A 26,089-nucleotide genomic window follows, 5' to 3' on the forward strand; every position below is an offset into this window, starting at 1 on the left:
GCCCGCCCTGCGACCGGCCCGCCACGCGGGCGGGCCGTCAGGCGGGCGGGCCGTCAGGCGGGCGGGCCGTCAGGCGGGCGGGCCGTCAGGCGGGCGGGCCGTCAGGCGGGCGGGCCGTCAGGCGGCCGGTTCCGGGTTGTGGGCCTTGAGCTGGAGCTGGTCGTCGGCCACGTCCACCGTCACCCTGCCGTGCTCCCCCACCTCCCCGGTGAGCAGCATCGTGGACAGCCGGTTGTCCAGCTCCCGCTGCACGGTCCGGCGCAGCGGCCGGGCGCCGAACTCGGGCTGGTAGCCGCGCGCCGCCAGCCAGTCCTTGGCCGCGTCCGTGACCTCCAGCGCCACGTCCTGGCCGCGCAGCCGCTGCCGGGTGCGCTCCAGCAACAGGTCCACGATCTGGCGGAGCTGCTCGCGCTCCAGCCGCGTGAAGACGATCGTCTCGTCGATGCGGTTGAGCAGCTCGGGCCGCAGCGAGCGGCGCAGCAGGTCCATGAGCTGCGCTTCGACGTCTCCGGTGGCCTCCAGGATGAGCTGGGCGCCGATGTTGCTGGTCATGATGACGATCGTGTTGGTGAAGTCGACCGTGCGGCCCTGGCCGTCGGTCAGGCGGCCGTCGTCGAGCATCTGCAGCAGGATGTTCATGACGTCGGGGTGGGCCTTCTCGATCTCGTCGAGCAGGATCACGCAGTGCGGGCGGCGGCGGACGGCCTCGGTGAGCTGCCCGGCCTCCTCGTAGCCGACGTATCCGGGCGGCGCGCCGATCAGCCGCGAGACGGTGTGCCGCTCCTGGAACTCGCTCATGTCGATGCGGACCATGTGGTCCTCGCCGCCGAACAGCGCCGCCGCCAGGGCTCTGGCCAGCTCCGTCTTGCCGACGCCCGTGGGGCCGAGGAACAGGAAGCTGCCGATCGGGCGGTTCGGGTCCGACAGGCCGGCCCTGGCCCTGCGTACGGCCTCGGCGATGGCGACGACGGCCTCGTCCTGGCCGATGACGCGCTCGTGCAGGTGCTCCTCCAGCCGCATGAGGCGGTCGCGCTCCTGCTCGGTGAGCTGGGTGACGGGGATGCCGGTGCGGCGGGAGACGACCTCGGCGACGTCCTCCACCATGACCTGCGGCACCGCGCCGGCGCCGCTGTCGGCGCCGTGCCTGGCCCGCTCCAGCTCGGGGCGGAGCTTGTCGATCTGCGTGGTCAGCTCCTTGGCGCGGTCGAAGTCGTCGCCGGCGACGGCCTGGTCCTTGTCGCGGCGCAGCCCTTCGAGGCGTTCCTCCAGCTCCCGCACGTCGCTGCCGGGCGTGCGGGAGCGCAGCCGCACGCGGGCCGCGGACTGGTCGACGAGGTCGATGGCCTTGTCGGGCAGGAACCGGTCGGAGATGTAGCGGGCCGACAGGCTCGCCGCCGCGTGCAGCGCCTCGTCGGTGATGCGGACCTGGTGGTGCGCCTCGTACGCGTCGCGCAGCCCGGCCAGGATCTCGACCGTCTGGTCCACGGTCGGCTCGGGGACCAGGATCGGCTGGAAGCGGCGTTCGAGCGCGGCGTCCTTCTCGATGTTCTTGCGGTACTCGTCGATGGTGGTGGCGGCGATGACGTGCAGCTCGCCGCGGGCCAGGGCGGGCTTGAGGATGTTGGCGGCGTCCATGCCGCCCTCGGCGGAGCCGGCGCCGACCAGGGTGTGCACCTCGTCGATGAAGACGATGGTCTCGTCGGCGTGCTCGCGCACCTCGTCGATGACCTTCTTGATGCGCTCCTCGAACTCGCCCCGGTACTTCGACCCGGCCACCATCCCGGTCAGGTCGAGCGCGACGACGCGGCGGTCCTTGAGCGTGTCGGGCACGCTGCCGTTGACGATGCGCTGGGCGATGCCCTCGACGATCGCGGTCTTGCCGACGCCGGGCTCGCCGATCAGGCACGGGTTGTTCTTGGTGCGCCGCGACAGCACCTCGATGCACTGCTCGATCTCGTCCTCGCGGCCCACGACCGGGTCGACGCGGCCCTGCCGGGCCTCCTCGGTGAGGTCGCGGCCGTACTCGTCGAGCGAGGGGGTGTCACTGGCGCGGGGGCCGCCGGCGGCCCCGTGCTGCCTGGCCGCCCCGGACATCAGGGCCTGCTGCAGCTCGTTCGCCGAGACGCCCTGCGCCTGGAGGAGGCGGGCGGCGGTGGAGTCGGGGTTGGCGGCCAGCGCGAGCAGCAGGTGCTCGGGACCGATGTACGACGACTGCAGGGCGCGGGAGATGCGCTGGGCGTCGAGGATGGCCCGCTTGGTGGCCGGGGACAGCGTGGTGGGCGGCTCGGCGGGCTCGCCGGGGCCGGCGGCGGCGTCGATGCGGTCGCGCAGCCGTCCCACGTCCACCCCGGCCGTGCGCAGCAGCGCCTGCCCCGAGTCGGTGTCGATCAGCGCGTCGAGCAGGTCCAGCACGTCGAGGTCGGCCGCGCCGCGCTGTCCCGCCGCCTCCAGCGCCCCGCTCAGCACCTGCCTGGCCTCGGCGCTGAGCAGCCTGCCCACGTCCACCCGCTGGACGCCGGGGCGGGACGGTGGCCAGCCCTCCATGCCGCCGAACACGCGACCGGTGAGCTCCTCGAAGCCGCGGAACGGGTCTCCGCCAAAGAACGATCTGAACGGCATGTCCGACATCACAGGTCCCCCTCGTGCTCAGGGGACATCTAGCCGGACCTGCCGCATGTCAATGCCAGCAATCGGCAAAGCCTTCAGGCCGCGGGCGTCACTCGTCCGACGCGACGAGGTCGATGATCGGCGTGTCGCCGGAGACGAGCTCCAGCGTCCGCCCGGCCGTGGCCGGGTTCTCCAGCAGCGCCACGATGACGGCGGCCACGTCGTCGCGCGGCACCGCGCCCGGCGGCACCTCGGGGGCCAGCCGCACCAGCCCCGTGCCGGGCTCGTCGGTCAGGCGGCCCGGCCGCAGGACGGTCCAGGCGAGGTCGCGGGCGCGCAGGTCGTCCTCGGCCTCGGTCTTGGCCTTGATGTAGGCGGCCCACACCTCGTCGCGGCCGGGCGCGGGCGGCCTGCCCGCCCCCATCGAGGAGATCTGCACGAAGCGCCGCACGCCCGCGCGCTCTGCCGCCTCGGCGAGCAGCACGGACGCGCCGCGGTCGACGGTGTCCTTGCGCGGCGCGCCGCTGCCGGGGCCGGCGCCGGCCGCGAACACGACGGCGTCGGCACCTTCGACGATCCGCGTGACCTCCTCGACGCTCGCCCGCTCCAGGTCGCACACCACGGCCTCGGCCCCGGTCGCCTCGACGTCGGCGACGTGCGCCGGATTGCGTACGAGCCCCACCGCTCCCGAGCCGAGCCGGGCGGCCAGCCGCAGCGCGATCTTCCCGTGTCCCCCCGCGATGATGATCCGCATGCCGCCCATGGTGTCATGGACGCATGTACGACTTCCCGGAGGCACCCACACCCGCGTTCCTGTTCGACCTGGACGGCACCCTGATCGACAGCGTCTACCAGCACGTGGTGGCCTGGCGGCAGGCGCTGTCCGGGATGGGCATCGACCTGTCGGTGTGGCGGATCCACCGGCGCATCGGCATGAGCGGCGGCCTGTTCGTCAGCGCGCTGCTGCGCGAGACCGGCCTCAAGCTGACCCGGGAGCAGATCGACGAGCTGCAGACGCACCACGCCGACGCGTACGAGCAGCAGGTCCACTCGGTCAAGCCGCTGCCCGGCGCGAGCGAGCTGCTGGCCGAGCTGACCTCGCGCGGCGTGCCGTGGGCCATCTGCACCAGCGGGTACGCCCGCACCGCCCGCCTCGCGCTGGGCATGCTCGGCCTGCCGGAGGACACGCCGATGGTCACGCGCGACCTGGTGCGGCGGGCCAAGCCGGACCCCGACCTGTTCCTGGCCGGTGCGGCGCTGGCAGGGGTGGATCCGGCGCATGCCATGGTGGTGGGCGACAGCGTCTGGGACCTGCTCGCCGCCCGCCGGGCCGGCGCGCTGGGCATCGGGCTGCTGTCGGGCGGTTACGGCAGGGACGAGCTGGAGCGCGCGGGCGCGTTCATGGTGTACGCCGACCCGGCGGACATGCTGAACAGGCTCGACGAGCTCGGGGTCCGCGGAAGTGACTGACGTGGGAATATCCCTGCGAACCCGCGAGCTGGATCATGCGTATTCCCCGAAGAGGAGCTGAGATGGACTTGGCAGACATCGGCGTCACCGGTCTGGCGACCATGGGGCGCAACCTGGCCAGGAACCTGGCCAGGCACGGGTACGCGGTGGCCGTGCACAACCGGTCGCACAGCCGTACCGAGGCGTTGGTGAAGGAGTTCGGCGGGGAGGGCACGTTCATCCCGTCGGAGGACCTCGCCGCCTTCGTGGCCTCGCTGAAGCGGCCACGGCGCGCGATCATCATGGTGAAGGCGGGCGCGGGCACCGATGCGGTGATCGACCAGCTCGCCGACCTGATGGAGCCGGGCGACATGATCGTCGACGGCGGAAACGCGCACTTCGAGGACACGCGGCGGCGCGAGGCGGCGCTGCGCGAGCGCGGCCTGCACTTCGTCGGCACCGGCATCTCCGGCGGCGAGGAGGGCGCGCTGAACGGCCCGAGCATCATGCCGGGCGGCTCTAAGGAGTCGTGGGAGGCGCTGGGCCCCATCCTTCAGGACATCTCGGCCAAGGTGGACGGGGTGCCGTGTTCGGTGCACGTGGGCCCCGACGGCGCCGGGCACTTCGTGAAGATGGTGCACAACGGCATCGAGTATTCGGACATGCAGCTCATCGCCGAGTCCTACGACCTGCTGCGGCAGGCGCTGGGCGCGACGCCGGCGGAGCTGGCCGAGGTGTTCAGGGAGTGGAACCGGGGTGAGCTCGACTCGTACCTGATCGAGATCACCGCCGAGGTGCTCGACCAGGTCGACTCCGAGACGGGCAAGGCGTTCGTGGACGTCGTGGTGGACCAGGCCGAGCAGAAGGGCACGGGCCGGTGGACCGTGCAGAGCGCGCTCGACCTGGGCGTGCCGGTGACGGGCATCGCGGAGGCCACGTTCGCGCGGGCGCTGTCGGGCCACCCGGAGCAGCGGGCCGCGGCGCGGTCGCTGGCCGGGCCGGCGCTGTCGGGGGTCGGCGGGCGCGAGCTGATCGAGGACGTGCGGCAGGCCCTGTACGCCTCCAAGATCGTGGCCTACGCCCAGGGCTTCGACCAGATGGCGGCGGCCTCGAAGGAGTACGGCTGGGATCTCGACCTGGGCGCCATGGCCACGATCTGGCGGGGCGGGTGCATCATCCGGGCGAAGTTCCTGGACCGGATCCGGTCGGCGTACGACGCGAACCCGAACCTGCCGACGCTGCTGGCCGACCCGACGTTCGCGGGCGCGCTGGAGGCGGCGCAGGAGTCGTGGCGGCGCGTGGTCACCACGGCGGTGCAGATCGGCGTGCCGACGCCCGGCTTCTCCTCGGCCCTGGCCTACTATGACGGGCTGCGCCGCGACCGCCTTCCGGCGGCGCTGGTGCAGGGACTGCGCGACTTCTTCGGCGCGCACACCTACCGCCGGGTGGACAAGGAGGGCACCTTCCACACCGACTGGTCAGGCGACCGCGCGGAGCGGCCGGCGTAGCCCTCATCCCTCCGTCCGGCGCCCGCCGCCTATCACCGGGTTGGCGAGCGCCGTCACCACGCAGAAGCCGATCGGCCCGGCGGTGTCGTGCATGGTCACCTGGCCTGTGGCGACGCCGCCGGCGCTGACGTGCCCGGTGGACTCGACGCCGACCAGGTCGCCCTCGGGGAGCCTGGCCAGCGTCAGCGTGTAGTCGGCGTTGATGAAGCGCAGCCCGTCGCGCTGGGCGTTGGCGAGGGGGCTGGCGAAGTCGGCGGCCAGCGCGGCCCGTACGAACGGGGTCAGCGGCTCGTCGTCGACCAGCAGGTGCCGCTCGCGCATCCAGGCCCGCCCCGGCTCGCCGAAGGGCGTCACCCACCACAGGTCGAACGGCGGCCGCCAGCCGTCGCCCTGCGCCGGGGGCGCGGCGGGCGGCGGCTCGTCCCAGGAGGGGGTGACCAGCGCCCGCTCGCCGCCGGGCTGCTCGCTCTCGCGCAGCAGCACGGCGCCGGCCCGCGCGATCACGCCCTGCTCGGTGGAGATCACGGCGTCGGCCACGCGGATCCTGCGCCCGTCCCTGACCAGGGTGGTCTCGACGGTGACGGGCAACATCGGGCTGTTGCGGAACAGGTCGACGGTCAGCCGGGCGAAGCGCAGGCCGGGCTCGGCGTAGCGCTCCTCCAGCGCGCGGGCGGCCAGCCCGCCGAGCAGGCGGCCGTGGAGCATGTCGGGGGACCAGGGGCCGCGGGCGTGGGGCGCGGGGACGAGCTCGTCCCGCTTGCGCGTGAAGAACGCTGACGTCACAGAACGATATTCTAGACAGAGATCAGGCGGCTGCCGAGCGCGGGGGCGGGAGCCGCCCTCAAGGCGCCCGGCCTGCTCGCGCGGGACGTGCGGGCGCTGGTCGTCCGGGCTGGCCTGAGGCCCGGCGGGTCCGTATGCTCCGGTGGATGCGCGATCTAGGTGAGGACCCCCGGCCGGTCCGGGGTGCGGTACGCGAGATCCACTCCCTGCGGGAGGCCGTCACCCTGGCCTACTCCCCCGACCTCGACGGCCTGGCCGACCCCGGCGAGATCGTCTGGGCGTGGGTGCCGTACGAGGAGGACCCGGCCCGGGGCAAGGACCGGCCGCTGCTGGTCGTGGGGCGCACGGGCCGCAGGCTGCTGGGCATGATGCTCTCCAGCAAGGGCGACGACGGGCCCGACTGGCTGGAGGTGGGGGCGTGGGGGCGTGACGGCCGGGTGTCGTACCTGCGGCTGGACCGGGTGTTCGTGCTGGACGAGGACGACATCAGGCGCGAGGGCGCGGTGCTCGACGGCAAGCGGTTCGCCCGGGTCGCGGCCCGGCTCATGAAGACCCACGGATGGGGGGCCTGACCGGTGAGGTTCACGCCTGCCGCGCGGTCGTTCGCAGCGGGACTGCTGGTGAGCAACAGCGCCCCGCGCCTGGCCACGGCCGTCACCGGCCGCCGGCACCTGACGCCGTGGGAGTCTTGAGCGCCGGCCGGCGGGCGTCCCCGCTGATCAGGAAGATCGACTCGGTCGCCGTCCCGGTGCCCGACCTCGACGCCGGGCTCCGGTTCTACCGGGACGGGCTGGGGCACGAGCTGCTGTGGCGCAACGACGAGCTGGGGCAGGCCGGGCTGGCGCTGCCCGAGAGCGACGCGGAGCTCGTCCTGTCCACCGGCCCTGACCTGGCGCCGGCCTGGCTGGTCGCCTCGGCCGACGAGGCCGCCGCCGCGGTGGTCGCGGCGGGCGGGCGGACGCTGGCCGGGCCCGCCGACATCCCGGTCGGCAGGGTCGCGGTGGTGACCGATCCGTTCGGCAACGCCCTGGTGCTGCTCGACCTGTCCAGGGGGCGGTACACGACCGACGGGACCGGGTCGGTCACGGGCGTCACCGATCCCGGCGAGGTGTGATCATGGTGTCCGTGAACACCGACCACGCCGGCCCCGACGACCTCGCCGCCCTGCGGGCCGCCTTCCCCGACGGCGAGCCGCTGGGGTGGGACGCCGTGCGCGCCTTCGAGGCCGAGCACGGGATCGTCCTGCCCGAGCCGTACCGCACGTTCGTGGCCGAGATCTGCGACGGCTCCTGCACCGGCCCGCCCGACTTCGGCCTGGAGCCGCTGGCCGAGCTGCCCGACGACTGGGGCGACGGCCGGCCCGAGCGGGTGCCGGCACAGCCGTTCCCGCTGACGGAGCCGTGGGTCTGGGAGGACGACCCGCGCCCCGAGGAGGAGATCGAGGCGCTGCTCGGGCCGGTCTACGACCACGGCTCGATCGTGCTGGGCACCGACGGGTGCGGCATGTACTGGCACCTGGTCGTCACCGGCCCCCACCGCGGTCACATCTGGAACATCTCCGGCGAGGGCGCCGCCCCGTTCGGCGCCGAGTTCGGCCACACCACGGCCGAGGCGGGCTTCGCCGGCTGGGTACGGCACTGGGCCGGCGGCAAGCCGTGGTACGACAAGTGATCACGATCCCCCCGGCGTTCGAGCGCGCCACCGTCGAGCGGGAGGGCGCGCCCGGCGCGGCCTGGCTGGCCGCGCTGCCCGGGATCGTGGCGGAGCTGCTGGAGCGGTGGGCGTGCGTGCCCGCCGGCGAGGTGCTGCACGGCGGGGTGGGCGTCATCGTCCCCGTGCGGCGGGCCGCCGGCGACGGCGCCGTGATCAAGGTGTCGTTCCCGCATCCCGGCAACGTGCACGAGCCGGACGCGTTCGCGGCCTGGGGCGGGCGCGGCGCCGTCCGGCTGTACGAGCGCGCCGACGACCGCTTCGCCATGCTGCTGGAGCAGGTCAGCCCGGCCACCCTGGCCGAGACCGGCGACCTGGACGAGATGGTGGCGGTCGCGGGGCGGCTCAGCCGCCGGCTGGCGATCCTCGCGCCGGCCGGCCTGCCCCGGTTGCGGGAGCGGGCCGGCGAGTGGGAGGAGGAGCTGCGCAAGGACGCCGGCGAGCTGCCGCACGCCCTGCCCGCCCGCGTGGTGGACGCCGCCGTGGCGACCGTGCGCGAGCTGGGCCCCGTGCAGCCGGACCTGCTCCTCCACGGCGACCTGCACCCCAGGAACATCCTGCGCGCCGGCCGCGAGCCGTGGCTGGCCGTCGACCCCAAGGGGCACGCCGGAGACCCCGCCTACGACGGCGGCACGCTGCTCAAGTCGCTCGCGCTCAAGCTGGCCGAGGCGGACGACGTGGGCGCGGCCGTGCACCGCGTGCTCGACGGCTTCGCCGCGGCGGCCGGGCTCGATCGCGAGCGGGTGCGGCGGTGGGCCCAGTTCCACGCCGTGCAGGGCGGCTTCTGGGGCCGCCGCCACGGGTTCCGCGTCGCGCGGGGCGGAGCGCCGCTGGACCGGCTCACCGGGCTCGCGGAGCATCTTGCGGAGCTGCTGACGGATCCGGTGCGGGGCCGGGTGCAGGGGCAGGGCGCCTGAAGAGCGCGGCGGCGCGCAGGCCGAGCCAGAGCAGCAGCGCCAGCACGCCGACCAGGACGTATTCGATGGCGGGGATCCTGACGGCCTCGCTCGCCGCGGCCCCGAGCTCGCCGCGCAGCCCGTACACGAGCATGGCGGCGCCCGCGTAGCAGGCGGCGAGCACCCACCGGACGGCGGCGGACAACCCGAGACCGTGCATCTGGGTGATCACGAACACCCCGAGGAAGCCGAACAGGAACATCGGCCACGCCCCGTCGGGGCCGGAGCTCATGACGGCCACCAGCGTGCCGTGCACGGCGACCATGGCCTCCAGGGTGAAGGTCCACCAGCGGTTGGTGTGCGCCCTGGTGAGGAAGAGCGAGCCCTGCAGGAGCAGCAGGAACATGTAGAAGAAGCCGATCAGGTGGCCGGAGGTGGCCTCGGCCGGGTGGTACCAGAAGGTGTACACCGCGGCCCAGCTGAACAGGTAGCCGTGGTAGCGGCGGGCGAAGTCGACGACGGCCCGGCCGAGCGGGGCGGGCCTGCCCAGGAAGAGGCCGCGCCGCCGGTTCTCCATCAGCAGCACGGCCACCAGCAGCAGGATCACCGAGCCCTGCGAGCTGAAGATCGACACGTCCTGGGCCAGCCCGTCGTAGAACAGATGGGTCTGCAGGACGTGCAGGGCGATGAAGGCGGTGTTCACGGCCAGGGCGGCGACGTTGACCGGGTGCAGGCCGCCGGTGTAGCGGCGGACCCTGGTCTGGGCGTAGTGGATGAGCCACCAGAACGCGATCTGGTGGGCCGCGTAACCGAGCCAGGCCGACAGCCGGGTCCAGAGCGTGGGGTCGGGGAGCTTCCAGTAGTACCAGGACGCACCCTGGTCCGGCAGCAGCTCGATGCCCTGCAATCGCCCGCCGAGCAGCCAGATCAGGCCGGTCATGGCGGCGCTGGCCGCCACGCCGACGAGCAGGGCGCGGCCCGCGCTGAGGTTCCGCAGCGCCGTCATGGGAGGACTCCGTTCAAGTATTTCCACCATGGAAAGTTTCCATCATGGAATGATAGTGGGCATGACAGCGAACGAGGACGCGCCTGACGCGTTCGAGCTGATGGTGCTGATGCGGGCGCTGAACGTGGAGAGCGACCGGTTCGCCGAGCGCTTCGCCGCGCAGCACCGGCTGCACCGCACGGACCTCAACGCCCTCGTCGCCATCCTCGACGCGGCCCGCGCCGGCACCCCGCTCACCCCGGGCGGCCTGGGCGCGGCGCTCAACCTCAGCCCGCCCGCCACCACCGCGCTGATCGACCGGCTGGAGCACGCCGGGCACGTCGAGCGGCGGCGCAGCGCCACCGACCGGCGCAAGGTCGAGGTCGCGCTCAACGAGCAGGCCGCCGCGCTCGCCCGCCGCTTCTTCGCCCCGCTCGGACGGCATCTGACGGAGGCGATCGGGGCGTTCACCGCCGAGGAGCGGCAGGTCATCGGGCGGTTCCTGGACAGCGGCATCAAGGCCACGGCGGCGGCCAGGCTGGAGACGGGCCGATGAGCAGCATCGTGATCACGGGCGGCACGCGCGGTCTCGGGCTCGGCCTGGCGCGGGCCCTGGTGGAGCGGGGGCACCAGGTCATGGTGTGCGGGACCGACCCCGGGCGGGTGCGGGCGGCCGAAGTGGCCGGGGTGTCCGCCCGGGTCGCCGACGTGACGGATCGCGGTCAGCTCCAGGAGTTGTGGGACAGCGCGGCCGGCGCCTACGGCCGGGTGGACGTGTGGATCAACAACGCGGGGGTCTCGCACGCCCGCGAGCCCGCCTGGCGGCTGCCCGCCGACCAGGCCCGGCACGTCCTGGACGTCAACCTCGCCGGGGTGCTCAACGGCTGCGCGGTCGCCATCGGCGGCATGGCCGCGCAGGGCGGCGGGCACGTGTGGAACCTGGAGGGGCTCGGCACCGACGGGCGCGTGGTGCCGGGGCTCGGCGTGTACGGGGCCACCAAGCGGGCCGTCGGTTACCTGACCGGCGCGCTGGCCAAGGAGGTGCCAGGCGGCGTGAGCGTGGGCCTGCTCAGCCCCGGGATGGTGGTCACCGATCTGCTCACGCACGGGTACTCGCAGGAGGAGCGGCGGCGCTCGGCCCGGGTGTTGTCGATCCTGGCCGACCGGGTGGAGACGGTGGCGCCGTGGCTGGCCGACCGGGTGGTGAGCCGGGCGCGCAACGGGGCCCGGGTGCGGTGGCTGACGCCGGGCAAGATCGCCTGGCGCTTCGCCACGGCCCGTTTCGTCCGCCGCGCCCCCTTCACCGCCCCCTGAGCGGGGCCGGTCAGGAGGGGAAGACGGCCGCGAGCTCGGGGACGCGGGCGCGGTAGCCGTCCAGCAGCCGCCGGGCCGTCGTCACCGAGTCCACCAGCGGGTGCAGCGCGAACGCCGCCACCGCCAGCCGCGACGAGCCCGTCATGGCCGCCTCGATGGCCGTCTGCTCCACGGCCTTGACCTGCTGCATCAGCCCCAGGAAACGCGCGGGCAGCGGCCCGGTGGCCAGGGGGCGGACGCCGGCGGCGTCCACGGTGCAGGGGATCTCCACGACGGCCTCCTCCGGCAGCCCCGGCACCGCCGTGCCGTTGCCGACGTTGAGGATCATGGTGGCGGGCTCGCCGCGGGCGATGGCGGCCACCAGGGCCAGCGCGATGCCCTCGTACCCGCCCGCCTCCAGGTCTGCGGCCGAGCGCTCGCCGGCGCCCGTGGTGTCGCGGGCCTCGGCCATGTACGTGCTGTCCCGCTCCCTGCGCGCCCGCGCCCACTCGGCCCGCGCCTCCCCCGGCCGGGCCAGCGCGGCGGCGTAGAAGCGCTCCTGCTGCTCCAGCAGCGACTCCCCCCGGGTACGCCCCGAGGCGGCCGCCACCGCCTCCCGCGTGAAGTAGTAGTAGTACAGGTACTCGTTCGGCAGCGCCCCCAGCGCCCGCACCCAGCCGGGCCCGAACAGCCGCGCCTCCTCCACCTGCCGCAGCAGGTCGTCGTCGGCGAGCAGCCGGGGCAGCACGTCCCGCCCCTCGAACGTCAGGCCGCGCAGCCAGCCGAGGTGGTTGAGCCCCACGTAGCCGGGCGAGACGCGCGCGGGGTCGAGCCCGAGGGCGGCAGCGGCCCGTCGTACCAGGCCGACGGGCGAGTCGCAGATGCCGATCACGCGGTCGCCGAGCACCCGGCGCATCGCCTCGGTGATCATCCCGGCGGGGTTGGTGAAGTTGATCACCCACGCGTCCGGGGCGAGCGCCGCCACCCGCTCCGCCACGTGGACCGCGACCGGCACCGTACGCAGCCCGAACGCGACGCCCCCCGCCCCGGTCGTCTCCTGCCCGACCAGGCCCAGGTCCAGCGCAACGCGCTCGTCGACGGTGCGGCCGGCCAGCCCGCCCACCCGGACGGCGGAGAAGACGAAGCTCGCCTCGCGCAGCGCGGTGTCGAGGTCGGTCGTGGTGCGGACGGCCGGCGGGTCGTCGTGGCCGGCGGCCAGGCCGCGCAGCACGTGCGAGACGGCCTCCAGCCGCTCGGGCGACACGTCGTACAGCACCACCTCCCTCACCCGCGGTGCGCCGGTGTCGCGCAGCAGCGCGCCGTACACCAGCGGGACCCGGAACCCCCCGCCGCCGAGAACGGCCAGCCTCATCCTCACCCCTTCACGCCAGCAGGATCTCGGCGCCCGCGGCCGCGCAGGCGCGCAGCGTGGCCTCGTCGGCGCCGTCGTTGGTGACGATCATGTCGATGTCCTCGGGCCCGCACACCCGCAGCGCGCCCGTGCCGGGGAACTTGTGCCGGTCCACCAGCAGCACCACCTGCCCGGCCGCCGCGATCATGGCGCGCTTGAGCGGCACCTCGGCCAGCGTGGTGTCCACGAGCTGCCCGTCGGGGCGCACCCCGCTGGCGCCCAGGAACACCCGGTCGGCCACCACCTGGCTCAGCGCGGCCTCGGTCAGCACCCCGACCAGCGAGTGGTACGGCCTGCGCACCATCCCGCCGAGCAGCAGCAGCTCCACCTCGGGGTCGGAGCGCAGCACGTCGAGGACGGCGAGGCTGGAGGTGACGACCGTGATCCGGCGCCCGCGCAGCCGCCTGGCCAGCCGCATCGTCGTCGTGCCGATGTCGAGCAGGACCACCTCGCCGTCGGCGACGAGCCGCGCGGCGCGGGCGGCCACCGCCTCCTTGTCCTGCCCGTCCGTGCCGGCCACCTCGGCGAACGGCCGGTCCGCGTCGGCGTCGGCGTGCAGCCCTTCCGTGCAGGGCAGGGCTCCGCCCCTGACGCGGCGCAGGGTGCCGTCGCGGTCGAGCACCTCGAGGTCCCTGCGGATGGTGGACGGGCTCACGCCGAGCTGGCTGGCCAGATCGCGCACGCTCGTGGCGCCTGAGGCGCGGACGCGGCGCATGATCTCGGCATGCCGGAGGCGCTGGAGCACAGCGGGATCCTATCAGTCAAATTCGCGCAGAAGTGAGCATCATGCACTTGAAGTGTTCGAGCAAACGTGCAAGATTGCGCACAACCGACGGTGTGTCGAGGAGGACCCATTCCCGTGTCTGTCCAGGCGTACGACCCTCTCGCCGGCGAGCGCACCCCGGAGGGTCCGCAGTTCGACGTCTTCCTGGCCGGGACCGTCTTTCTCGACATCATCTTCACCGGCCTGCCGGCCATGCCCGCCGCGGGCACGGAGATCTGGGCCGAGGGCATGGGCTCGTGCCCCGGCGGCATCGCCAACCTCGCCATCGCGACCAGCCGGCTGGGGCTGCGCACGTCGCTGGCCGCCGCGTTCGGCGACGACGACTACGGCGACTTCTGCTGGCGCACGCTGGAGCAGCAGGAGGCGGTGGACCTGTCCAGGTCCAGGCGGTTCGAGCACTGGCACTCGCCGGTGACGGTCTCCATGGCCGTCGACCGCGACCGCAGCATGGTCACGCACGGCCATCCCGCCCCCATGACGACCTCCGAGATGATCGGCTCGCCGCCGCGCTCCCGCGCGGTGATCGTGAGCCTGTCGGCGGAGGAGCCGCTGGGCGAGCCCGGCAGCGCGTGCAACTGGGCGGAGCTGGCGCGCCGCGAGGGCTCGCTGGTCTTCGCCGACGTCGGCTGGGACCCGTCGGGCACCTGGTCGCGCTCGGTGCTCGACCAGCTCGACGTCTGCCACGCCTTCATGCCGAACGCCACCGAGGCGATGGCCTACACCGGCACGGAGACGCCCAGGGACGCGCTGTACGCGATCGCCGACAAGGTGCCGCTGGCCGTGGTGACCGACGGGCCCAACGGCGCCCTGGCGATCGACTCGACGACCGGCGAGGAGGCGTTCGTGCCCGCGCCCCGCGTGACGGCGCTCGACCCGACGGGCGCGGGCGACGTGTTCGGCGCCGGGATCGTGCTCGGCACGCTGAGCCACTGGCCGCTGGCCGACCGGCTGGCGTTCGCCGGGGTGTGCGCGGCGCTGGCGGTACAGCAGTTCGGCGGCTCGCTGGCCGCGCCGGGGTGGGGCGACATCGCCGACTGGTGGCACGAGGTGCGGGCGGCCGCCGACCACAGCGGCGCCTACGGCAGCGCGCTGGCCCGCCGCTACGCCTTCCTCGACCGGCTGGTGCCGTCCGTCCCGGTGGGGGCCGTGCGCCGCGCCGCCGCCACCATCGCCCGGTACGCCGACGTCGGCATGATGCCGGCCGTGCCGGGGAAGCGGGCGGACCAGACCGTGACCCACCCCGCCGGCGAGAGCCCCTCCGGCGACGGGGACCCGGATGCGCCGCGCGCGCCCGCGCAGAAGGAGTAAGCCGTTGACCCCCCAGAAGCGACAGCCGCACGACGCCGGAGCGCTGCCCCCGACCCCGGCCCCGACCCCGACCTCGGCCTCGGCCCCGACCCCGGCCTCGACCTCGGCCTCGGCCTCGCGGGGGCGGGTCAGGGTGCTGGCGCTGGCCGCCGCGGGCGTGGTGGCCGTGAGCTCGGCCGCGTGCGCGCCCGGCTCCTCCGCCCCTCCCCCGTCCGCCTCGAAGCCGACCGCCACGGCCGTCCGCACCGACGCCGCCGCGCTGGGCAACGTCACCCTGACGGTCTGGGACCAGGAGGTCCGCGGCGGCCAGGCCGCCCAGATGGAGAAGCTCAACGCCGCCTTCCAGGCCAAGTACCCCAACATCAAGCTGAACCGGGTCTCCCGCTCCTTCGACGACCTCAACACCACGCTGCGCCTGGCGCTGAGCGGCAACGAGCCGCCCGACGTGGTGGAGGCCAACAACGGCCGCTCCTCCATGGGGGCGTTCGTCAAGGCGGGCCAGCTCCGCCCGCTCGACGCCTACGCCGAGGCGTACGGCTGGAAGCAGCGCTACCCGGAGTCGGTGCTGCGGTACTCCCGCTACAGCGCCGACGGCAAGCTCTTCGGCGAGGGCAACCTGTACGGCCTGCCGCAGGTCGGCGAGGTCGTCGGCCTCTTCTACAACGCCGCCAGGCTGAAGGAGCTCGGGCTGGAGCCACCGAGGACGTGGGCCGAGTTCGAGACCGCCCTGGACAGGGCGAAGACGGCCGGCGAGGTGCCCCTGCAGTTCGGCAACCTCGACAAGTGGCCGGCCGTGCACGTGTTCGGCACCGTGCAGGGCCGCACCGTGCCGCCCGCCCAGATCGGCACGCTCGCCTTCGGCCGCAAGGGCGCCTCCTGGAACACGCCCGAGAACGTCAAGGCCGCCGAGCAGCTCGTGAGCTGGGTCGACAAGGGTTACTTCGCCAAGGGCTTCAACGGGCAGGGGTACGACGCGGCGTGGCAGGCGTTCGGCAAGGGCCAGGGCGTCTTCCTGATCGCGGGCACCTGGCTGCTGGCCGACCTGCACAAGGCGCTCGGCGCGGACCTCGGGTTCATGCTGCCGCCCGGCGCCACCGCCGACGCCGCGCCGGTGGCGACCGGGGGGACGGGGCTGCCGTTCGCGATCACGGCCAAGAGCCCGCACCCGGACGCGGCGGCGGCGTACATCGACTTCATCACCGACGCCGAGGCGATGAAGGTGCTCACCGAGACCGGCAACCTGCCGGTCGCCGACACCTCCGCGCAGACGGTGACGCAGGGGCCGCAGAAGGACGTGTTCACCGCGTTCGGGACGGTGACCGGGAAGGACGGGCTGGTGCCGTACCTCGACTACGCCACCCCCACCTTCGCCGACACCCTCGGCGCGGCCCTTCAGGACCTGCTCGCCGGGAAGGCGGCGCCGCAGGAGTTCCTCGCCACCCTGGAGAAGGACTACAAGACCTTCGCCGAGAGCAACGGCTGAGCATGGCGGCACCCCCCGGCGAGCCCCGTCGCGTCGCCTACCTGTACCTGCTGCCCGCCTTCGCCGTCTACGCGCTGTTCCTGCTGTACCCGATCGGCCGGGCCGTGCAGATCTCCCTGTACGACTGGGACGGCCTGTCGCTCGGCACCTGGGCCGGCCTGGACAACTACGTGGCCATCGTCGCGGACGAGGGACTGCGGGCGGCGTTCGCGCACGCCCTGGTCCTCATCGTCTTCTACGCCGCCGGGCCGCTGGTCATCGGGCTGGCGCTGGCCGCGGTACTCAACCACGCCAAGGTGCGCGGGCTGGGCTTCTTCCGCACCGTCGTGTTCCTGCCGCAGGTCATCGCCATGGTGGTGGTGGCGGTGGCGTGGCGGCGCGTGTACGCCCCCGACGGCTCCCTCAACTCGCTGCTCGGCGCGCTCGGCCTGGACTCGCTGACCCGCGGCTGGCTGGGCGACTACACCTTCGCGCTGCCGGCGGTGGGGGTGGTCGGCACGTGGTTCGAGACGGGGCTGGTGACGGTGCTGCTGCTGGCCGGGATGAGCCGCGTCCCCACGTCGCTCTACGAGGCGGCGCGGCTGGACGGGGCCGGGGCGGTCCGGGAGTTCTTCGCGGTCACGCTGCCGTCGGTGCGCGCGGAGATCGCGGTGGCGCTGACGCTGACGGTGATCGCCGCGCTGCGCACGTTCGACCTGGTGTACGTCACCACGCGCGGCGGCCCGGGCGAGTCCACCTCGGTGCCGTCGTACGAGGTCTACCACCGGGCCTTCGGGCTGGGACAGGTCGGCTCGGCGGCGGCGATCGGGGTCACGCTCACCGTGGTGATCTTCGTGATCTCGTTCGGGATCAACCGCTTCGCCGACAGGAGGATCTCGTGAACCGCGCCGCCCCTACGGGAGGGCTTCGGTGAACCCGCGCCGGACTCGCAGGAGTGCCACGTGAACCCGCGCCACACTCCCACATGCAGGAGGGCCACGTGAACCCGCGTCGTCGCGCGTCCGGGAGGGCGTGGTGATCTCGCGCGGGGAGCGGGTGGCCAACTACGTCATCCTGTCGGTGTTCGCCGCCTTCGCCCTCTACCCGATCGTCGTGATCCTGTCGGCCGCGCTCGGCCCCGCCGACAGCGGCGGCACCGCCGGCCTGGCGAACTTCGCGGCCGCCTGGGAGATCGGCCGGTTCGGCTCCTACCTGCGCACCAGCCTGGCCGTGTCGGTGTTCGTCGTGGTCGTCAGCGTGGTGCTGTCCGTCATGAGCGGGTACGCGTTCGGCACGATGCGCTTCCGCGGCCGGTCCCTGCTGTTCTACCTGTTCATGCTCGGGATCATGATGCCGAGCGAGGCCGTGGCGGTGCCGCTCTACTTCGACCTGCGCTCGCTCGGGCTGATCGACACGTTCTGGTCGATCTCGCTGCCGCAGGTGGCGCTGTCGGTGGCGTTCGGCACGTTCTGGATGCGGGCGTACTTCCTGGCCTCGAACCGGGCGATCGTCGAGGCGGCCCGCATCGACGGCGCGTCGAGCTGGCGCATCCTGTGGCAGGTCCTGCTGCCCGCGGCGCGGCCCGCGGTGGTCACGCTGACCGTGCTCGTGTTCATGTGGACGTGGAACGAGTTCCTCATCCCGCTGATCATGGTGACCAGCGAGTCGCTGCGCACGGCGCCGCTGGGGCTGGCCTTCTTCCAGGGGCAGTACACCTCCGGGTTCACCCTGCTGGCGGCCGGTTCGGTCATCGTGGCCACGCCTGTCGTGATCTTCTACCTGTTCCTCCAGCGCCACTTCGTCCGCGGGCTGCTCCAGGGGGCGGTCCGCGAGTAACCCGGGAGGTTCCGATGCACGTCAGCGCTCTCACCGGACCCGCGCCCAACGCCCGTTCCCGGCGCGGCCGGGCGGCGCCGGCCGTCGCGGCGGCGCTCGCCCTCGCGCTCGCACCCGCCGTGCCGGCGGCCGCGCTCACGCCCGTCGCCTCGGCGGCGCCCCCGGCCGGGGCCGCATCCGGGGTGTCCTCCGCCCGGACCGTGTCCGAACCCTCCACCCCCGGAGCCGCGTCTGGATCCGCCCCGTCCGGGGCCGCGGCGCCCGTGGACCTCGACGCGTTGTTCATCGGCGCTCATCCCGACGACGAGGCGTTCACCCTGTCCACGCTCGGCCAGTGGAACGAGGACCACGACGTGCGCACCGGCGTCGTCACCGTCACCAGGGGCGAGGGCGGCGGGAACGCCGTCGGGCCCGAGGAGGGCCCGGCGCTCGGGCTGCTGCGCGAGGCCGAGGAGCGGACGGCGGTGGGGAAGGCGGGCGTGAGCGAGGTGTTCAACCTCGACGACGTCGACTTCTACTACACGGTCAGCGCCCCGCTGACCGACCAGGTGTGGGGCGGCGACACCCTGGAGAAGGTGGTACGGCTCATCCGCCTGACCCGTCCGGAGATCCTGCTCACCATGGACCCGGCGCCCACGCCGGGCAATCACGGCAACCACCAGGAGGCCGCCCGGCTGGCCATCGAGGCGTTCCACGCGGCGGCCGACCCCAAGGCGTTCCCCGGGCAGATCGGCGAGGAGGGCCTGCGCCCCTTCGCGCCGGCGCGCCTGCTCACCGGCGGCGCGCGCGGCACCTCGCAGACCGGCCCCGGCTGCGCTTCCACGTTCCGTCCCGCGAACGCGGCGCAGAACGTGTTCGGCGTGTGGAGCGGGCGTGCCTCGCCGAGCCGGGGCAGGACGTGGGCGGCCGTGGAGCGGGAGGCGCAGCGCGTGTACGCCTCCCAGGGCTGGGCCGGCTTCCCCGACGTGCCGTCCGATCCGGCCCAGCTCGGCTGCGACTTCTTCACGCAGGTGGACGCGCGGGTGCCGTTCCCGGAGCCGGGCACCCCGGCCGCCGCGGCCCCGACGGCCATCCTCGACGGGGCGCTGACCAGGGCGAGCGGCACCGCCCCGCTCGGGACCCTGCTCAGCCTGCGTACCAGCACCTTCGACGTGCGCCCCGGCACGCCGTTCACCGTGGAGGTACCGGTGAAGGCGCCGCCTCGCGAGCCGCTCGGCCGCTCCTCGGTCACGCTGCGCGTCCCGGAGAGCTGGCAGGTCAGCACCGGCACCGCCGCCCCGCTCTCCGCGGCCGGCGGCGGCGCCTCGCCCACCCCGGACGGCCCCAGCCCCACCACCCCGGACAGCACCGCGGCCACCACACCGGACAGCTCCTCTGCCACCCCGAGCAGCACCTCCCCCGCCGCCCGAGGCGGCGTGGAGCTGGGCAGGCTGGCCGCCGGGCGGAGCGGCACGGCGGTGTTCAAGGTGACACCGCCGGCGCAGGCCGCCCTCGGCCGGGCGCGCATCGCGGCCACGCTCACCACGGAGCGGGGCGGCGGCTACACCGACCGGCAGGTGGAGGTCGTCCGCTCCGTACGAGCTGCCCAGCAGCCGCTCCCCCAGGTGGCCCAGTACGAGCAGTGGACCGCCAAGACGGGCGTGCCACAGCTGCGCGGCCTGGTCACCCCCGTCCTCACCCTCCCGTCGGGCGGCACCAGGCAGGTCGGCGTCGTGGTCACGAACGTCAGCGACGCGCCCGCCTCCGGCACCGTACGCGTGGACCTGCCACCGGGCTTCACGGCCGACCGCGCGCAGGCGTCGTACACCGGCCTGGCGGCGGGAGCGACGACCACGCTGCCGTTCACCGTCACCAACTCCGACCCCACCCTGAAGACCTCCAACGAGGGCGGCGACTACGCCTACACCATCACCACCACCGGCGCGGACGGCACCACCACCAGCCGCCCCGCCCTGGAGCTGGTCCCCGCCGCCACCGTGCCGCAGGCGTCCGCCGCTCCCGCCGTGGACGGCGCCGAGGCCGGCGGCGAGTACGGCGGCCCCGCCCTGGACATCTCCCGCCTCTGGGAGGGCACCGCGTGCTCCTCGGCGGCCGACTGTTCCGGCACGGCCAAGCTGACCTGGCACGACGACACGCTGTACGTGCTGGTGCACGTGCGGGACGACGTCCTCGGCACCCGGCTGGCGGCCTCCGACTGCAAGCGGCACTGGCGTACCGACTCGGTTGAGGTCACCCTCGACCCGCGCGGCACCTCCGAGAACACCTCCACCACCTTCAAGACCGCGGTGCTGCCGGCGACCGCCGAGGGCCCGCCCTGCCACCTGCGCGACGCCGACAACCGCCAGGGGCCCGGCGAGGAGACGGCCCCGGGGATGCGGGTGGCCTCGAAGGTCTCCGCCGGGGAGTACACGGTGGAGATGTCCATCCCCCTCGCGGTCCTGCCCGGCGCCGTCGACCCGGCGCACCTGGGCCTGAACATCCTGGTCTACGACTCCGACACCCAGGACAGAACCGGCCAGACCCGTATCGGCTGGTCGACGTGGGGCGGCGTACAGGGCGACCCGTACCGGTGGGGCGTCGCCACCCTGCCCGGCTACCAGCCCCCGCCGGACCGCCCCACCACCCCGCCGGACCCGGTCATCCCGGACACGGCCCTGTCGAGCCTCGATTCGCCGCAGTCGCTGGAGCAGTCCGTACGGGTGCACGTCCCGCCCTCGGGCGCGGCGGCCCCGCCCGCGCAGACCGGCCGCGCCGTCTCGGCCACCGGAGGTCGCGACGCGGTGAAGGTGACCCTGCGCGCCGCCTCACGCGGTGAGGCCCACCTGTTCGTACGGGACGGCCGGGGCACCGCGGGCAGCCGCGTCATCACGATCTCCACCAGGGGCACCACGACCGTCACCGTCCCCCTGACCCGCGCACTGGACGCACGCCCGACGGTGGTGGCCGGCTGGCAGGCTCCAGGCGGCGCAACGGCCGCCTCGCAAGTGCCCGTGCGGTGAGCTGGGGAGGGTAGGCGTGCAAGCCGTCGCCCCGCCCGGCACACGTGACCGGGTGGGGCGACCGCCCCTTGCGCGAACACGGGCGGTACAGCACGCGGGCCAGGGCGAGCGCAAAACCGGACGAGAGCAGCGCTGCACGCGGCGCGATGGCGGGCCCGTGCCCGGGACACGGGCAGTGCAGCACGCGGACCAGGGCGAGCGCAAAACCGGACGAGAGCAATGCAGCACGCTCGCGATGGCGGCCTCATGCCCAACGCGGAGAGCGCACCCGCGTTGACTGACACGAGCAGCAGCGCCACGGCATGTTCCCAGATCACAAGCAGCGCCGGGGTGCCTGGAAGGGCGCCGGAGGGTGCCGTTATCGCTGGCAGCGTCCGAAGTCCACCACGAACGTGCCCCCGCCGCTCGCCCCGGCCCCGGCCGGATCCGCCGCCCCTGCCGCCGCGCCGACGCCGACGTCCGCCAGGGTCGGGCTCAGGACGATCTGGCGGTGCCCGTACGTGCTGACGTGCACCCACCAGCGCACCGCGGCCCTCGGCGTGCCGGAGCCGCCCCACCCCGTGTACGTGGTCTCCGCGTACGCCCACGACAGCGGGTTCGGGCAGTAGCCGGCGGCCGTGATGCGGCTGCCCGGGGTGGAGCCGGTCTGCGGGTTGGTGTGCGAGTTCGCGCCCGGCCGCCACCACTTCAGCCGGGCGGCGGCGTCGGCGTGCGAGGCCGCCGCGGCGTCCAGGGCGCTGTTGCGGGTGAGCGGGCGGAGCCCGGCCCTGACCCGTTCGGCGTCGATGAGGCAGAGCACCGCCTGGCGCACCATGGCGATGTTGCCGCTCTGCGGAGCCACGTCGTAGTACGCCGCCGCCACATCACATCCGATCCCCGCCCCGGACGCATCCTGCACCGCACCACCCCCTGCGGCCGGAACCTGCACCGTGCCGCTGAGCGCCGGAACACCCGACACGGCTCCGCTCGCAGCGGCCGAGGCCCGCGCCGTACCGCTGAGCGCCGGGACTGCCGACGCGACGGCGCTGGCGGTGGCCGCGGCGGCGAGGAGGCGCAGGACGTGCCGGGCCCGGGTCTGGACGTGCCGGGCCCGGGTCTGGACGATGGGCGAAAGGTCACTCATGAGGACCCCTTCTGATTGGGTCCTCCAGTGATAAGGCCGGGCCTGGGCCGCGGGCATGAGTAGCCCTTACTCAAACAGGGGCCGGTCGAAGGCGGACGACCGCCCTCGTGCGCCCGCCATCAGGAGATCCGGCACCCGTTCCCCGACAGGGTGCCGTTCCACGGGAAGACGTGATCGCACACGTAGGTGCCCGCCGCGGCGCCGAGCCGGATGATGACGGTCACGTCGGCGTACCCGGCCCCGCTGCACCCCCAGCCGGTCAGCGTGTACGCGCCCCCCGCCGGGCTGCGTTCCCCGGAGAAGCACTCGTGGGAGCCGTCCGCCCGAGCCGGGGCGGACAGCGCGGATAAGGTCAGAACGGCGATCCCCGCCGCGCGGGCGGCCCGTCGTCGGAAGGTCATGCCCTGACCGTAGAAGCCGCCGCCGGGGGCACCCAGATGTGATTCGTCACCTCCGTGTATGCGTTCCTCACTGCCGGCTGTTGAGCCGGTACGCGCAGATCAGGGCGACCAGGACGACGGCGCACACCGCGATGGTGAACGCGTCCATCGAGATCGTCGCCGCGGCCATGCACACCGCCCCGGCGGCGACGGACAGCACGACCACCAGAGTGTTCCTGCTGATGCGGGGTCTGTCGGGCTCGGGTGCCGGATACACCGCCGCGAGCGGAAGCGGCTTCCATGAGGTGCCGCATTCCGGGCACTGCCAGGGGCTGTGGCTCATGGAGCCGGGGCGCATGCACTGGTGGTCCACTCGGCGCTTCCTCCGGGGTCTCGTCGCTGCCGGGGCCGCGCGTGCGCGGCGCCCACGCCCGTACGGTAGAGCATCGGAGCGACAGGACGATCACCGCCGGGTCTCGTCCGCGGCCGGGCGGGGAAGCGGGACGACGTCCAGCTCGCGCATGACGAACGCCAGCCAGTAGGCCTGCTGCTCGACGATCGTCGTCCAGGTCGCCCCGCCGTGCCCAGCCCCTGGCCAGACCCGCAGCAGCACCGGATGCGCGGAGGTCGTGGCGGCCTGGGCGCGGGCGGCGAACTTGCGGGAGTGCCAGACCGGGCAGCGCGGGTCGTTGGCGCCGGCGTCGAGGAGGATCGCCGGGTACGGGGTGCCGGGCCGCACGTGGTGGTAGGGCGAGTAGGCCATGAGCACCGGGGCGTCGGCGGGGTCGTTCGGGTTACCGTACTCGGGGAGGGTGGCGGCCGTGCCGACCGGGTCGCGGGCGACGCGCATGAGGTCCAGCTTCGGCGCGCCGCAGACCACCGCCCGCCACAGGGCGGGCCGTTGCGTGACCGCCACGCCGGTGAGCAGGCCGCCGTTGGAGGCGCCCTGCACGGCCAGCCGGTCGGGCGCGGTGATCCCGTCGGCGATGAGCCGCTCGGCGATGGCGTACAGGTCGTCGAAGCTGTTCTGCTTGGCGTGCAGCCGCCCGCTCTCCCACCAGCGCAGCCCGAACTCGCCGCCGCCGCGCACGTGGGCGTGCGCGTACACGCCGCCCGCCTCGACGAACGCCGCCACCGGCCCCAGGTACGAGGCGAGCTCGGCGACGTTGAAGCCGCCGTACCCGTGGATGAGGGCGGGCTGCGGGCGGGAGCGGTCGAGGTCGGCGCGGTGGACCAGGGTGCAGGGCACGCGGGTGCCGTCGGCGGACGTGGCCCAGATGCGGGTGGTGACCAGGCCGGGCAGGGTGTGGCCCGACCCCTGGAGTTCGGTCAGCACGCCGGTGCCGAGGCAGTAGTGGTAGACCGTCGGGGACTGCGTGTAGGAGGTGTAGGCGAAGGTGATGGCGTCGTCGCAGCCGATGACCTGGTCCATCACGCCGAGGGCGATGACGCCCTGGGCGACGGAGCTGACCGAGCCGGGGCCGGGGAGGGGCACCTCGCCGAGCTCCTTGCCGTCGAGATCAAGGACGCGGATGCGGGAGACGGTGTCGACGAGCTCGCCGAGCACCAGCCGGTCGCCTGCCAGCGTGACGCCGGTGAGCACGGCGTCGCCTCCGGGGATCAGCTCGGTCCAGGAGGCGGGGTCGCCCGGGCTGTCGAGCGGGATGCGGACCAGGCGGCCGCGCGGGGCGCCCGCCGTGGTGACGGCCACGTAGGAGTCGCCGGTGAGCACGCCCTTGTAGAGGTGCTCGGTGTCGGTGATGAACTCCCGCCACTGCCAGGACGGCGGCCCGCTCCCGCCCTCGGGCCCGTCGAGGCGGGCCAGGAAGTGGGGGCGGGGGCGCAGGTGGTCGACCTGGAGGAGAGCCCACCGGCCGTCGCGGGAGATCTTGGGGATGGCGTACATGTGCGGGATGTCAAGCGGCTCGGGCTCGGTGGGCGGCTGCTGCCCGAGGCGGTGGAAGAACAGCCGCCAGCGCAGCGGCATCCGACCCGCCACCGCCCGACCCGCCACCGCCCGACCGGCCCCGGCCGCCCGCCCGGAGCCCGACCCGGGCGTGGGATCCGGCTCGGCGTTGGCCATGTAGAAGAAGCCGGTGCCGTCCGGCAGCCAGGCGACCAGGCCGGGGCGCTGTTGCGGCACGCCGTCCAGCAGCACCTCGCCCGTGTCGATGTCGATCACCTTGAGCTCGGGCAGCTCCCGGCCGGACGCGTCGAGCGAGTACGCCAGCAGCCGCCCGTCGGGCGAGGGCTGCGGGCTCATGCGCAGCGAGGTGCCGCCGGAGGACAGCTCGTTGAGGTCGAGCACCGTCCGCCAGGGGCCGGTGACGGCGTCGGCGACCTCCAGCGTCATGAGGTCGCGGCCGTCCGGGACGCGCCCGCGGAACCACCGCGGCCCGTACCGGACGGGCACCACGAGGTTGCGCGCGTCCATCTGCTCGACCAGCTCGCCGACGCGGGCGGCGAGGCGTTCGTAGTGCGGCCACCAGTGCACGTGGGAGCGGGCCAGCTCGTCCTGGGCCCGCTGCCACGCGGCCACGCCGTCGCCGTCGTCGGCCTCCAGCCACTGGTACGGGTCGTCGAACACCAGCCCGCCGACCTCGTTGCGCTCCGGCCGCACGGGCGCGGCGGGATACGACATGCTCATGGAACTCTCCTTGCCGATGGTCGAAGCCCGGGGAAGGGACCCCGCGCCGCCCTGGCGCGCTGGAAGTAGTCGATGATGGCAGGCAGGTCGTCGGCCTCCAGCCAGTCGATCTGGCGGCTGATCTCCGCGCTGAGCCGGGCGCCCGCCGTGCGCCACAGCGCCATGCCGGCGTCATTGAGCTGCTCGGCCACCTCCCGGTCGCCCACCTGCACGCCGGCCGCCATGGCCTCCCAGCGCCCGGTCAGCTCCTGCACCTGAGGATCCTCGACGGGGGTGCCGGCCAGCATGAGCCTGCGGCCCTCGCGCAGCAGGGCCAGCCACTCGGCGCGGTAGCCGGCCATCCTGTCCTGGCCGAGCTCCGCCCTGCGGCGGGCCAGGTGGTCGCGCAGCTCCTGGTCGAAGTACGACTCGTACACCGAGTGCAGCTCGAGCGCCGCCATGACCCGCTCGGGGTCGGGCATGACCGCCTGGTCGAGCAGCGTCACCAGGCCGCCGATCCGCTCTCTGAGCTGCTCGACGCGGGCGGCCTGGAGGTCGAGCTCGGCGAGCTGGGCGCCGAGGAGCGCGCGCAGCGCGGTGAGGTCGTCGGAGGAGCGGTCGAGGACGCGGCCGATCTCCTCCAGGGTCAGGCCGAGGCCGCGCAGCGCCCGCACGCGGTAGAGCCGCCGCAGGTCGGCCTCGGTGTAGCGGCGGTGGCCCGACGGGGTGCGCTCGCTCGCCGGGACCAGGCCGATCTCCTCGTAGTGGTAGAGCGTGCGGATGGTCACCCCGCTGGCCTTGGCCAGCTCACCGATGCTCCATCGACGCTCACCGTCGTCGTTGCCGGTCACGGGTACGACGGTAGGACCTCACGTGGCGGGAGGTTCAACTCCTCACTCTGTGTGATTGAACGACTACATAGAGGGTAG

General features: G+C 73.9%; 24 protein-coding genes. 13 read left to right on the forward strand and 11 right to left on the reverse strand.

All coding sequences use genetic code 11. The annotated features are described in order from the left end of the window. Window positions 1–117: 117 nt before the first annotated feature. Together HD597_RS28240 and HD597_RS28245 are read right to left on the reverse strand one after the other, a co-directional pair. Window positions 118–2,628 (reverse strand): ATP-dependent Clp protease ATP-binding subunit, encoded by a 2,511-nt coding sequence (locus HD597_RS28240; RefSeq protein WP_253745878.1) that lies wholly within the window; start codon window positions 2,626–2,628, stop codon window positions 118–120. A gap of 88 nt (window positions 2,629–2,716) precedes the next feature. Continuing rightward, a complete protein-coding gene (locus HD597_RS28245; RefSeq protein WP_253745879.1) occupies window positions 2,717–3,361 on the reverse strand; it encodes an SDR family oxidoreductase in 645 nt (214 codons plus the stop codon). 23 nt (window positions 3,362–3,384) lie between these two features. Here HD597_RS28245 and HD597_RS28250 point away from each other — a divergent pair, with 23 nt between their 5' ends. Both HD597_RS28250 and gnd read left to right on the forward strand, forming a co-directional pair. Continuing rightward, window positions 3,385–4,077, forward strand: coding sequence for an HAD family hydrolase (locus HD597_RS28250; protein WP_253745880.1), 693 nt, complete (start codon window positions 3,385–3,387; stop codon window positions 4,075–4,077). A gap of 62 nt (window positions 4,078–4,139) precedes the next feature. Beyond that, window positions 4,140–5,564 carry an NADP-dependent phosphogluconate dehydrogenase gene (gnd, locus tag HD597_RS28255; RefSeq protein WP_253745881.1) on the forward strand — a complete coding sequence of 475 codons (1,425 nt, stop codon included), beginning with the start codon at window positions 4,140–4,142 and terminating at the stop codon, window positions 5,562–5,564. Between the two features lie 3 nt (window positions 5,565–5,567). Here the strand turns inward: gnd and HD597_RS28260 are convergent, their stop codons facing one another. Continuing rightward, complete coding sequence (locus HD597_RS28260; RefSeq protein ID WP_253745882.1) at window positions 5,568–6,347, reverse strand: acyl-CoA thioesterase domain-containing protein; 780 nt, start codon at window positions 6,345–6,347, stop codon at window positions 5,568–5,570. Between the two features lie 146 nt (window positions 6,348–6,493). On the opposite strand from HD597_RS28260, the gene HD597_RS28265 reads away from it, so the two are divergent. The 4 genes from HD597_RS28265 to HD597_RS28280 all read left to right on the forward strand — a co-directional run bounded on the left by HD597_RS28265 (window position 6,494) and on the right by HD597_RS28280 (window position 8,974). Further along, complete coding sequence (locus tag HD597_RS28265; RefSeq protein WP_253745883.1) at window positions 6,494–6,919, forward strand: type II toxin-antitoxin system PemK/MazF family toxin; 426 nt, start codon at window positions 6,494–6,496, stop codon at window positions 6,917–6,919. A 116-nt stretch (window positions 6,920–7,035) separates the two neighbouring features. Further along, window positions 7,036–7,461, forward strand: coding sequence for a VOC family protein (locus tag HD597_RS28270; RefSeq protein WP_253745884.1), 426 nt, complete (start codon window positions 7,036–7,038; stop codon window positions 7,459–7,461). Between the two features lie 2 nt (window positions 7,462–7,463). Beyond that, entirely contained in the window at window positions 7,464–8,018 is a 555-nt protein-coding gene (locus HD597_RS28275; RefSeq protein ID WP_253745885.1) for an SMI1/KNR4 family protein, read from the forward strand. Continuing rightward, window positions 8,015–8,974, forward strand: coding sequence for an aminoglycoside phosphotransferase family protein (locus HD597_RS28280; RefSeq protein WP_253745886.1), 960 nt, complete (start codon window positions 8,015–8,017; stop codon window positions 8,972–8,974). The genes HD597_RS28275 and HD597_RS28280 overlap by 4 nt, the downstream gene beginning before the upstream one ends. On the opposite strand, the gene HD597_RS28285 is transcribed toward HD597_RS28280, so the two are convergent. Continuing rightward, window positions 8,898–9,959 (reverse strand): hypothetical protein, encoded by a 1,062-nt coding sequence (locus HD597_RS28285; RefSeq protein ID WP_253745887.1) that lies wholly within the window; start codon window positions 9,957–9,959, stop codon window positions 8,898–8,900. The genes HD597_RS28280 and HD597_RS28285 overlap by 77 nt on opposite strands. A 61-nt stretch (window positions 9,960–10,020) precedes the next feature. Here HD597_RS28285 and HD597_RS28290 point away from each other — a divergent pair, with 61 nt between their 5' ends. Beyond that, window positions 10,021–10,494 (forward strand): MarR family winged helix-turn-helix transcriptional regulator, encoded by a 474-nt coding sequence (locus tag HD597_RS28290; protein ID WP_253745888.1) that lies wholly within the window; start codon window positions 10,021–10,023, stop codon window positions 10,492–10,494. Continuing rightward, window positions 10,491–11,252: an SDR family oxidoreductase gene (locus tag HD597_RS28295; RefSeq protein ID WP_253745889.1), complete on the forward strand. Its 762-nt coding sequence runs from the start codon at window positions 10,491–10,493 to the stop codon at window positions 11,250–11,252. Before HD597_RS28290 ends, HD597_RS28295 begins: the two co-directional genes overlap by 4 nt. Before the next feature lie 10 nt (window positions 11,253–11,262). Here the strand turns inward: HD597_RS28295 and HD597_RS28300 are convergent, their stop codons facing one another. Next, complete coding sequence (locus HD597_RS28300; RefSeq protein WP_253745890.1) at window positions 11,263–12,603, reverse strand: 6-phospho-beta-glucosidase; 1,341 nt, start codon at window positions 12,601–12,603, stop codon at window positions 11,263–11,265. A gap of 10 nt (window positions 12,604–12,613) precedes the next feature. Beyond that, window positions 12,614–13,387, reverse strand: coding sequence for a DeoR/GlpR family DNA-binding transcription regulator (locus HD597_RS28305; protein WP_253745891.1), 774 nt, complete (start codon window positions 13,385–13,387; stop codon window positions 12,614–12,616). A 114-nt stretch (window positions 13,388–13,501) separates the two neighbouring features. Between HD597_RS28305 and HD597_RS28310 the strand changes: the two genes are divergently transcribed. From HD597_RS28310 to HD597_RS28330, 5 genes are all read left to right on the forward strand, one after another. Further along, entirely contained in the window at window positions 13,502–14,734 is a 1,233-nt protein-coding gene (locus HD597_RS28310) for a PfkB family carbohydrate kinase (protein ID WP_253745892.1), read from the forward strand. A 4-nt stretch (window positions 14,735–14,738) separates the two neighbouring features. Continuing rightward, a complete protein-coding gene (locus HD597_RS28315) occupies window positions 14,739–16,217 on the forward strand; it encodes an extracellular solute-binding protein (RefSeq protein ID WP_253745893.1) in 1,479 nt (492 codons plus the stop codon). Between the two features lie 2 nt (window positions 16,218–16,219). Continuing rightward, window positions 16,220–17,098 (forward strand): carbohydrate ABC transporter permease, encoded by an 879-nt coding sequence (locus tag HD597_RS28320; RefSeq protein ID WP_253745894.1) that lies wholly within the window; start codon window positions 16,220–16,222, stop codon window positions 17,096–17,098. A gap of 133 nt (window positions 17,099–17,231) precedes the next feature. Then, a complete protein-coding gene (locus tag HD597_RS28325) occupies window positions 17,232–18,032 on the forward strand; it encodes a carbohydrate ABC transporter permease (protein ID WP_253745895.1) in 801 nt (266 codons plus the stop codon). Between the two features lie 14 nt (window positions 18,033–18,046). Continuing rightward, window positions 18,047–21,031 (forward strand): sugar-binding protein, encoded by a 2,985-nt coding sequence (locus HD597_RS28330; protein ID WP_253745896.1) that lies wholly within the window; start codon window positions 18,047–18,049, stop codon window positions 21,029–21,031. 358 nt (window positions 21,032–21,389) lie between these two features. Here the strand turns inward: HD597_RS28330 and HD597_RS28335 are convergent, their stop codons facing one another. The 5 genes from HD597_RS28335 to HD597_RS28355 all read right to left on the reverse strand — a co-directional run bounded on the left by HD597_RS28335 (window position 21,390) and on the right by HD597_RS28355 (window position 26,011). Further along, window positions 21,390–22,154 (reverse strand): CAP domain-containing protein, encoded by a 765-nt coding sequence (locus HD597_RS28335; RefSeq protein ID WP_253745897.1) that lies wholly within the window; start codon window positions 22,152–22,154, stop codon window positions 21,390–21,392. 119 nt (window positions 22,155–22,273) lie between these two features. Then, window positions 22,274–22,555, reverse strand: a complete 282-nt coding sequence (locus HD597_RS28340; protein WP_253745898.1) for a hypothetical protein — start codon at window positions 22,553–22,555, stop codon at window positions 22,274–22,276. A gap of 67 nt (window positions 22,556–22,622) precedes the next feature. Then, a complete protein-coding gene (locus HD597_RS28345; RefSeq protein ID WP_253745899.1) occupies window positions 22,623–22,907 on the reverse strand; it encodes a hypothetical protein in 285 nt (94 codons plus the stop codon). 90 nt (window positions 22,908–22,997) lie between these two features. Next, window positions 22,998–25,181: a prolyl oligopeptidase family serine peptidase gene (locus HD597_RS28350; RefSeq protein ID WP_253745900.1), complete on the reverse strand. Its 2,184-nt coding sequence runs from the start codon at window positions 25,179–25,181 to the stop codon at window positions 22,998–23,000. Continuing rightward, complete coding sequence (locus HD597_RS28355; protein ID WP_253745901.1) at window positions 25,178–26,011, reverse strand: MerR family transcriptional regulator; 834 nt, start codon at window positions 26,009–26,011, stop codon at window positions 25,178–25,180. Before HD597_RS28355 ends, HD597_RS28350 begins: the two co-directional genes overlap by 4 nt. Between the last annotated feature and the right edge of the window lie 78 nt (window positions 26,012–26,089).

Origin of the sequence: Nonomuraea thailandensis (genome assembly GCF_024172165.1) — a bacterium.
GTDB classification, from domain to species: Bacteria; Actinomycetota; Actinomycetes; order Streptosporangiales; family Streptosporangiaceae; genus Nonomuraea; species Nonomuraea thailandensis.

Excerpts from the sequence above, each read along its gene's own strand:
- HD597_RS28240 (WP_253745878.1), bottom strand. The coding sequence starts at position 2,628 with ATGTCGGACATGCCGTTCAGATCGTTCTTTGGCGGAGACCCGTTCCGC.
- HD597_RS28245 (WP_253745879.1), bottom strand. The coding sequence starts at position 3,361 with ATGCGGATCATCATCGCGGGGGGACACGGGAAGATCGCGCTGCGGCTG.
- HD597_RS28250 (WP_253745880.1), top strand. The coding sequence starts at position 3,385 with ATGTACGACTTCCCGGAGGCACCCACACCCGCGTTCCTGTTCGACCTG.
- gnd (WP_253745881.1), top strand. The coding sequence starts at position 4,140 with ATGGACTTGGCAGACATCGGCGTCACCGGTCTGGCGACCATGGGGCGC.
- HD597_RS28265 (WP_253745883.1), top strand. The coding sequence starts at position 6,494 with ATGCGCGATCTAGGTGAGGACCCCCGGCCGGTCCGGGGTGCGGTACGC.
- HD597_RS28275 (WP_253745885.1), top strand. The coding sequence starts at position 7,464 with ATGGTGTCCGTGAACACCGACCACGCCGGCCCCGACGACCTCGCCGCC.
- HD597_RS28285 (WP_253745887.1), bottom strand. The coding sequence starts at position 9,959 with ATGACGGCGCTGCGGAACCTCAGCGCGGGCCGCGCCCTGCTCGTCGGC.
- HD597_RS28290 (WP_253745888.1), top strand. The coding sequence starts at position 10,021 with ATGACAGCGAACGAGGACGCGCCTGACGCGTTCGAGCTGATGGTGCTG.
- HD597_RS28295 (WP_253745889.1), top strand. The coding sequence starts at position 10,491 with ATGAGCAGCATCGTGATCACGGGCGGCACGCGCGGTCTCGGGCTCGGC.
- HD597_RS28300 (WP_253745890.1), bottom strand. The coding sequence starts at position 12,603 with ATGAGGCTGGCCGTTCTCGGCGGCGGGGGGTTCCGGGTCCCGCTGGTG.
- HD597_RS28320 (WP_253745894.1), top strand. The coding sequence starts at position 16,220 with ATGGCGGCACCCCCCGGCGAGCCCCGTCGCGTCGCCTACCTGTACCTG.
- HD597_RS28330 (WP_253745896.1), top strand. The coding sequence starts at position 18,047 with ATGCACGTCAGCGCTCTCACCGGACCCGCGCCCAACGCCCGTTCCCGG.
- HD597_RS28335 (WP_253745897.1), bottom strand. The coding sequence starts at position 22,154 with ATGAGTGACCTTTCGCCCATCGTCCAGACCCGGGCCCGGCACGTCCAG.
- HD597_RS28340 (WP_253745898.1), bottom strand. The coding sequence starts at position 22,555 with ATGACCTTCCGACGACGGGCCGCCCGCGCGGCGGGGATCGCCGTTCTG.
- HD597_RS28350 (WP_253745900.1), bottom strand. The coding sequence starts at position 25,181 with ATGAGCATGTCGTATCCCGCCGCGCCCGTGCGGCCGGAGCGCAACGAG.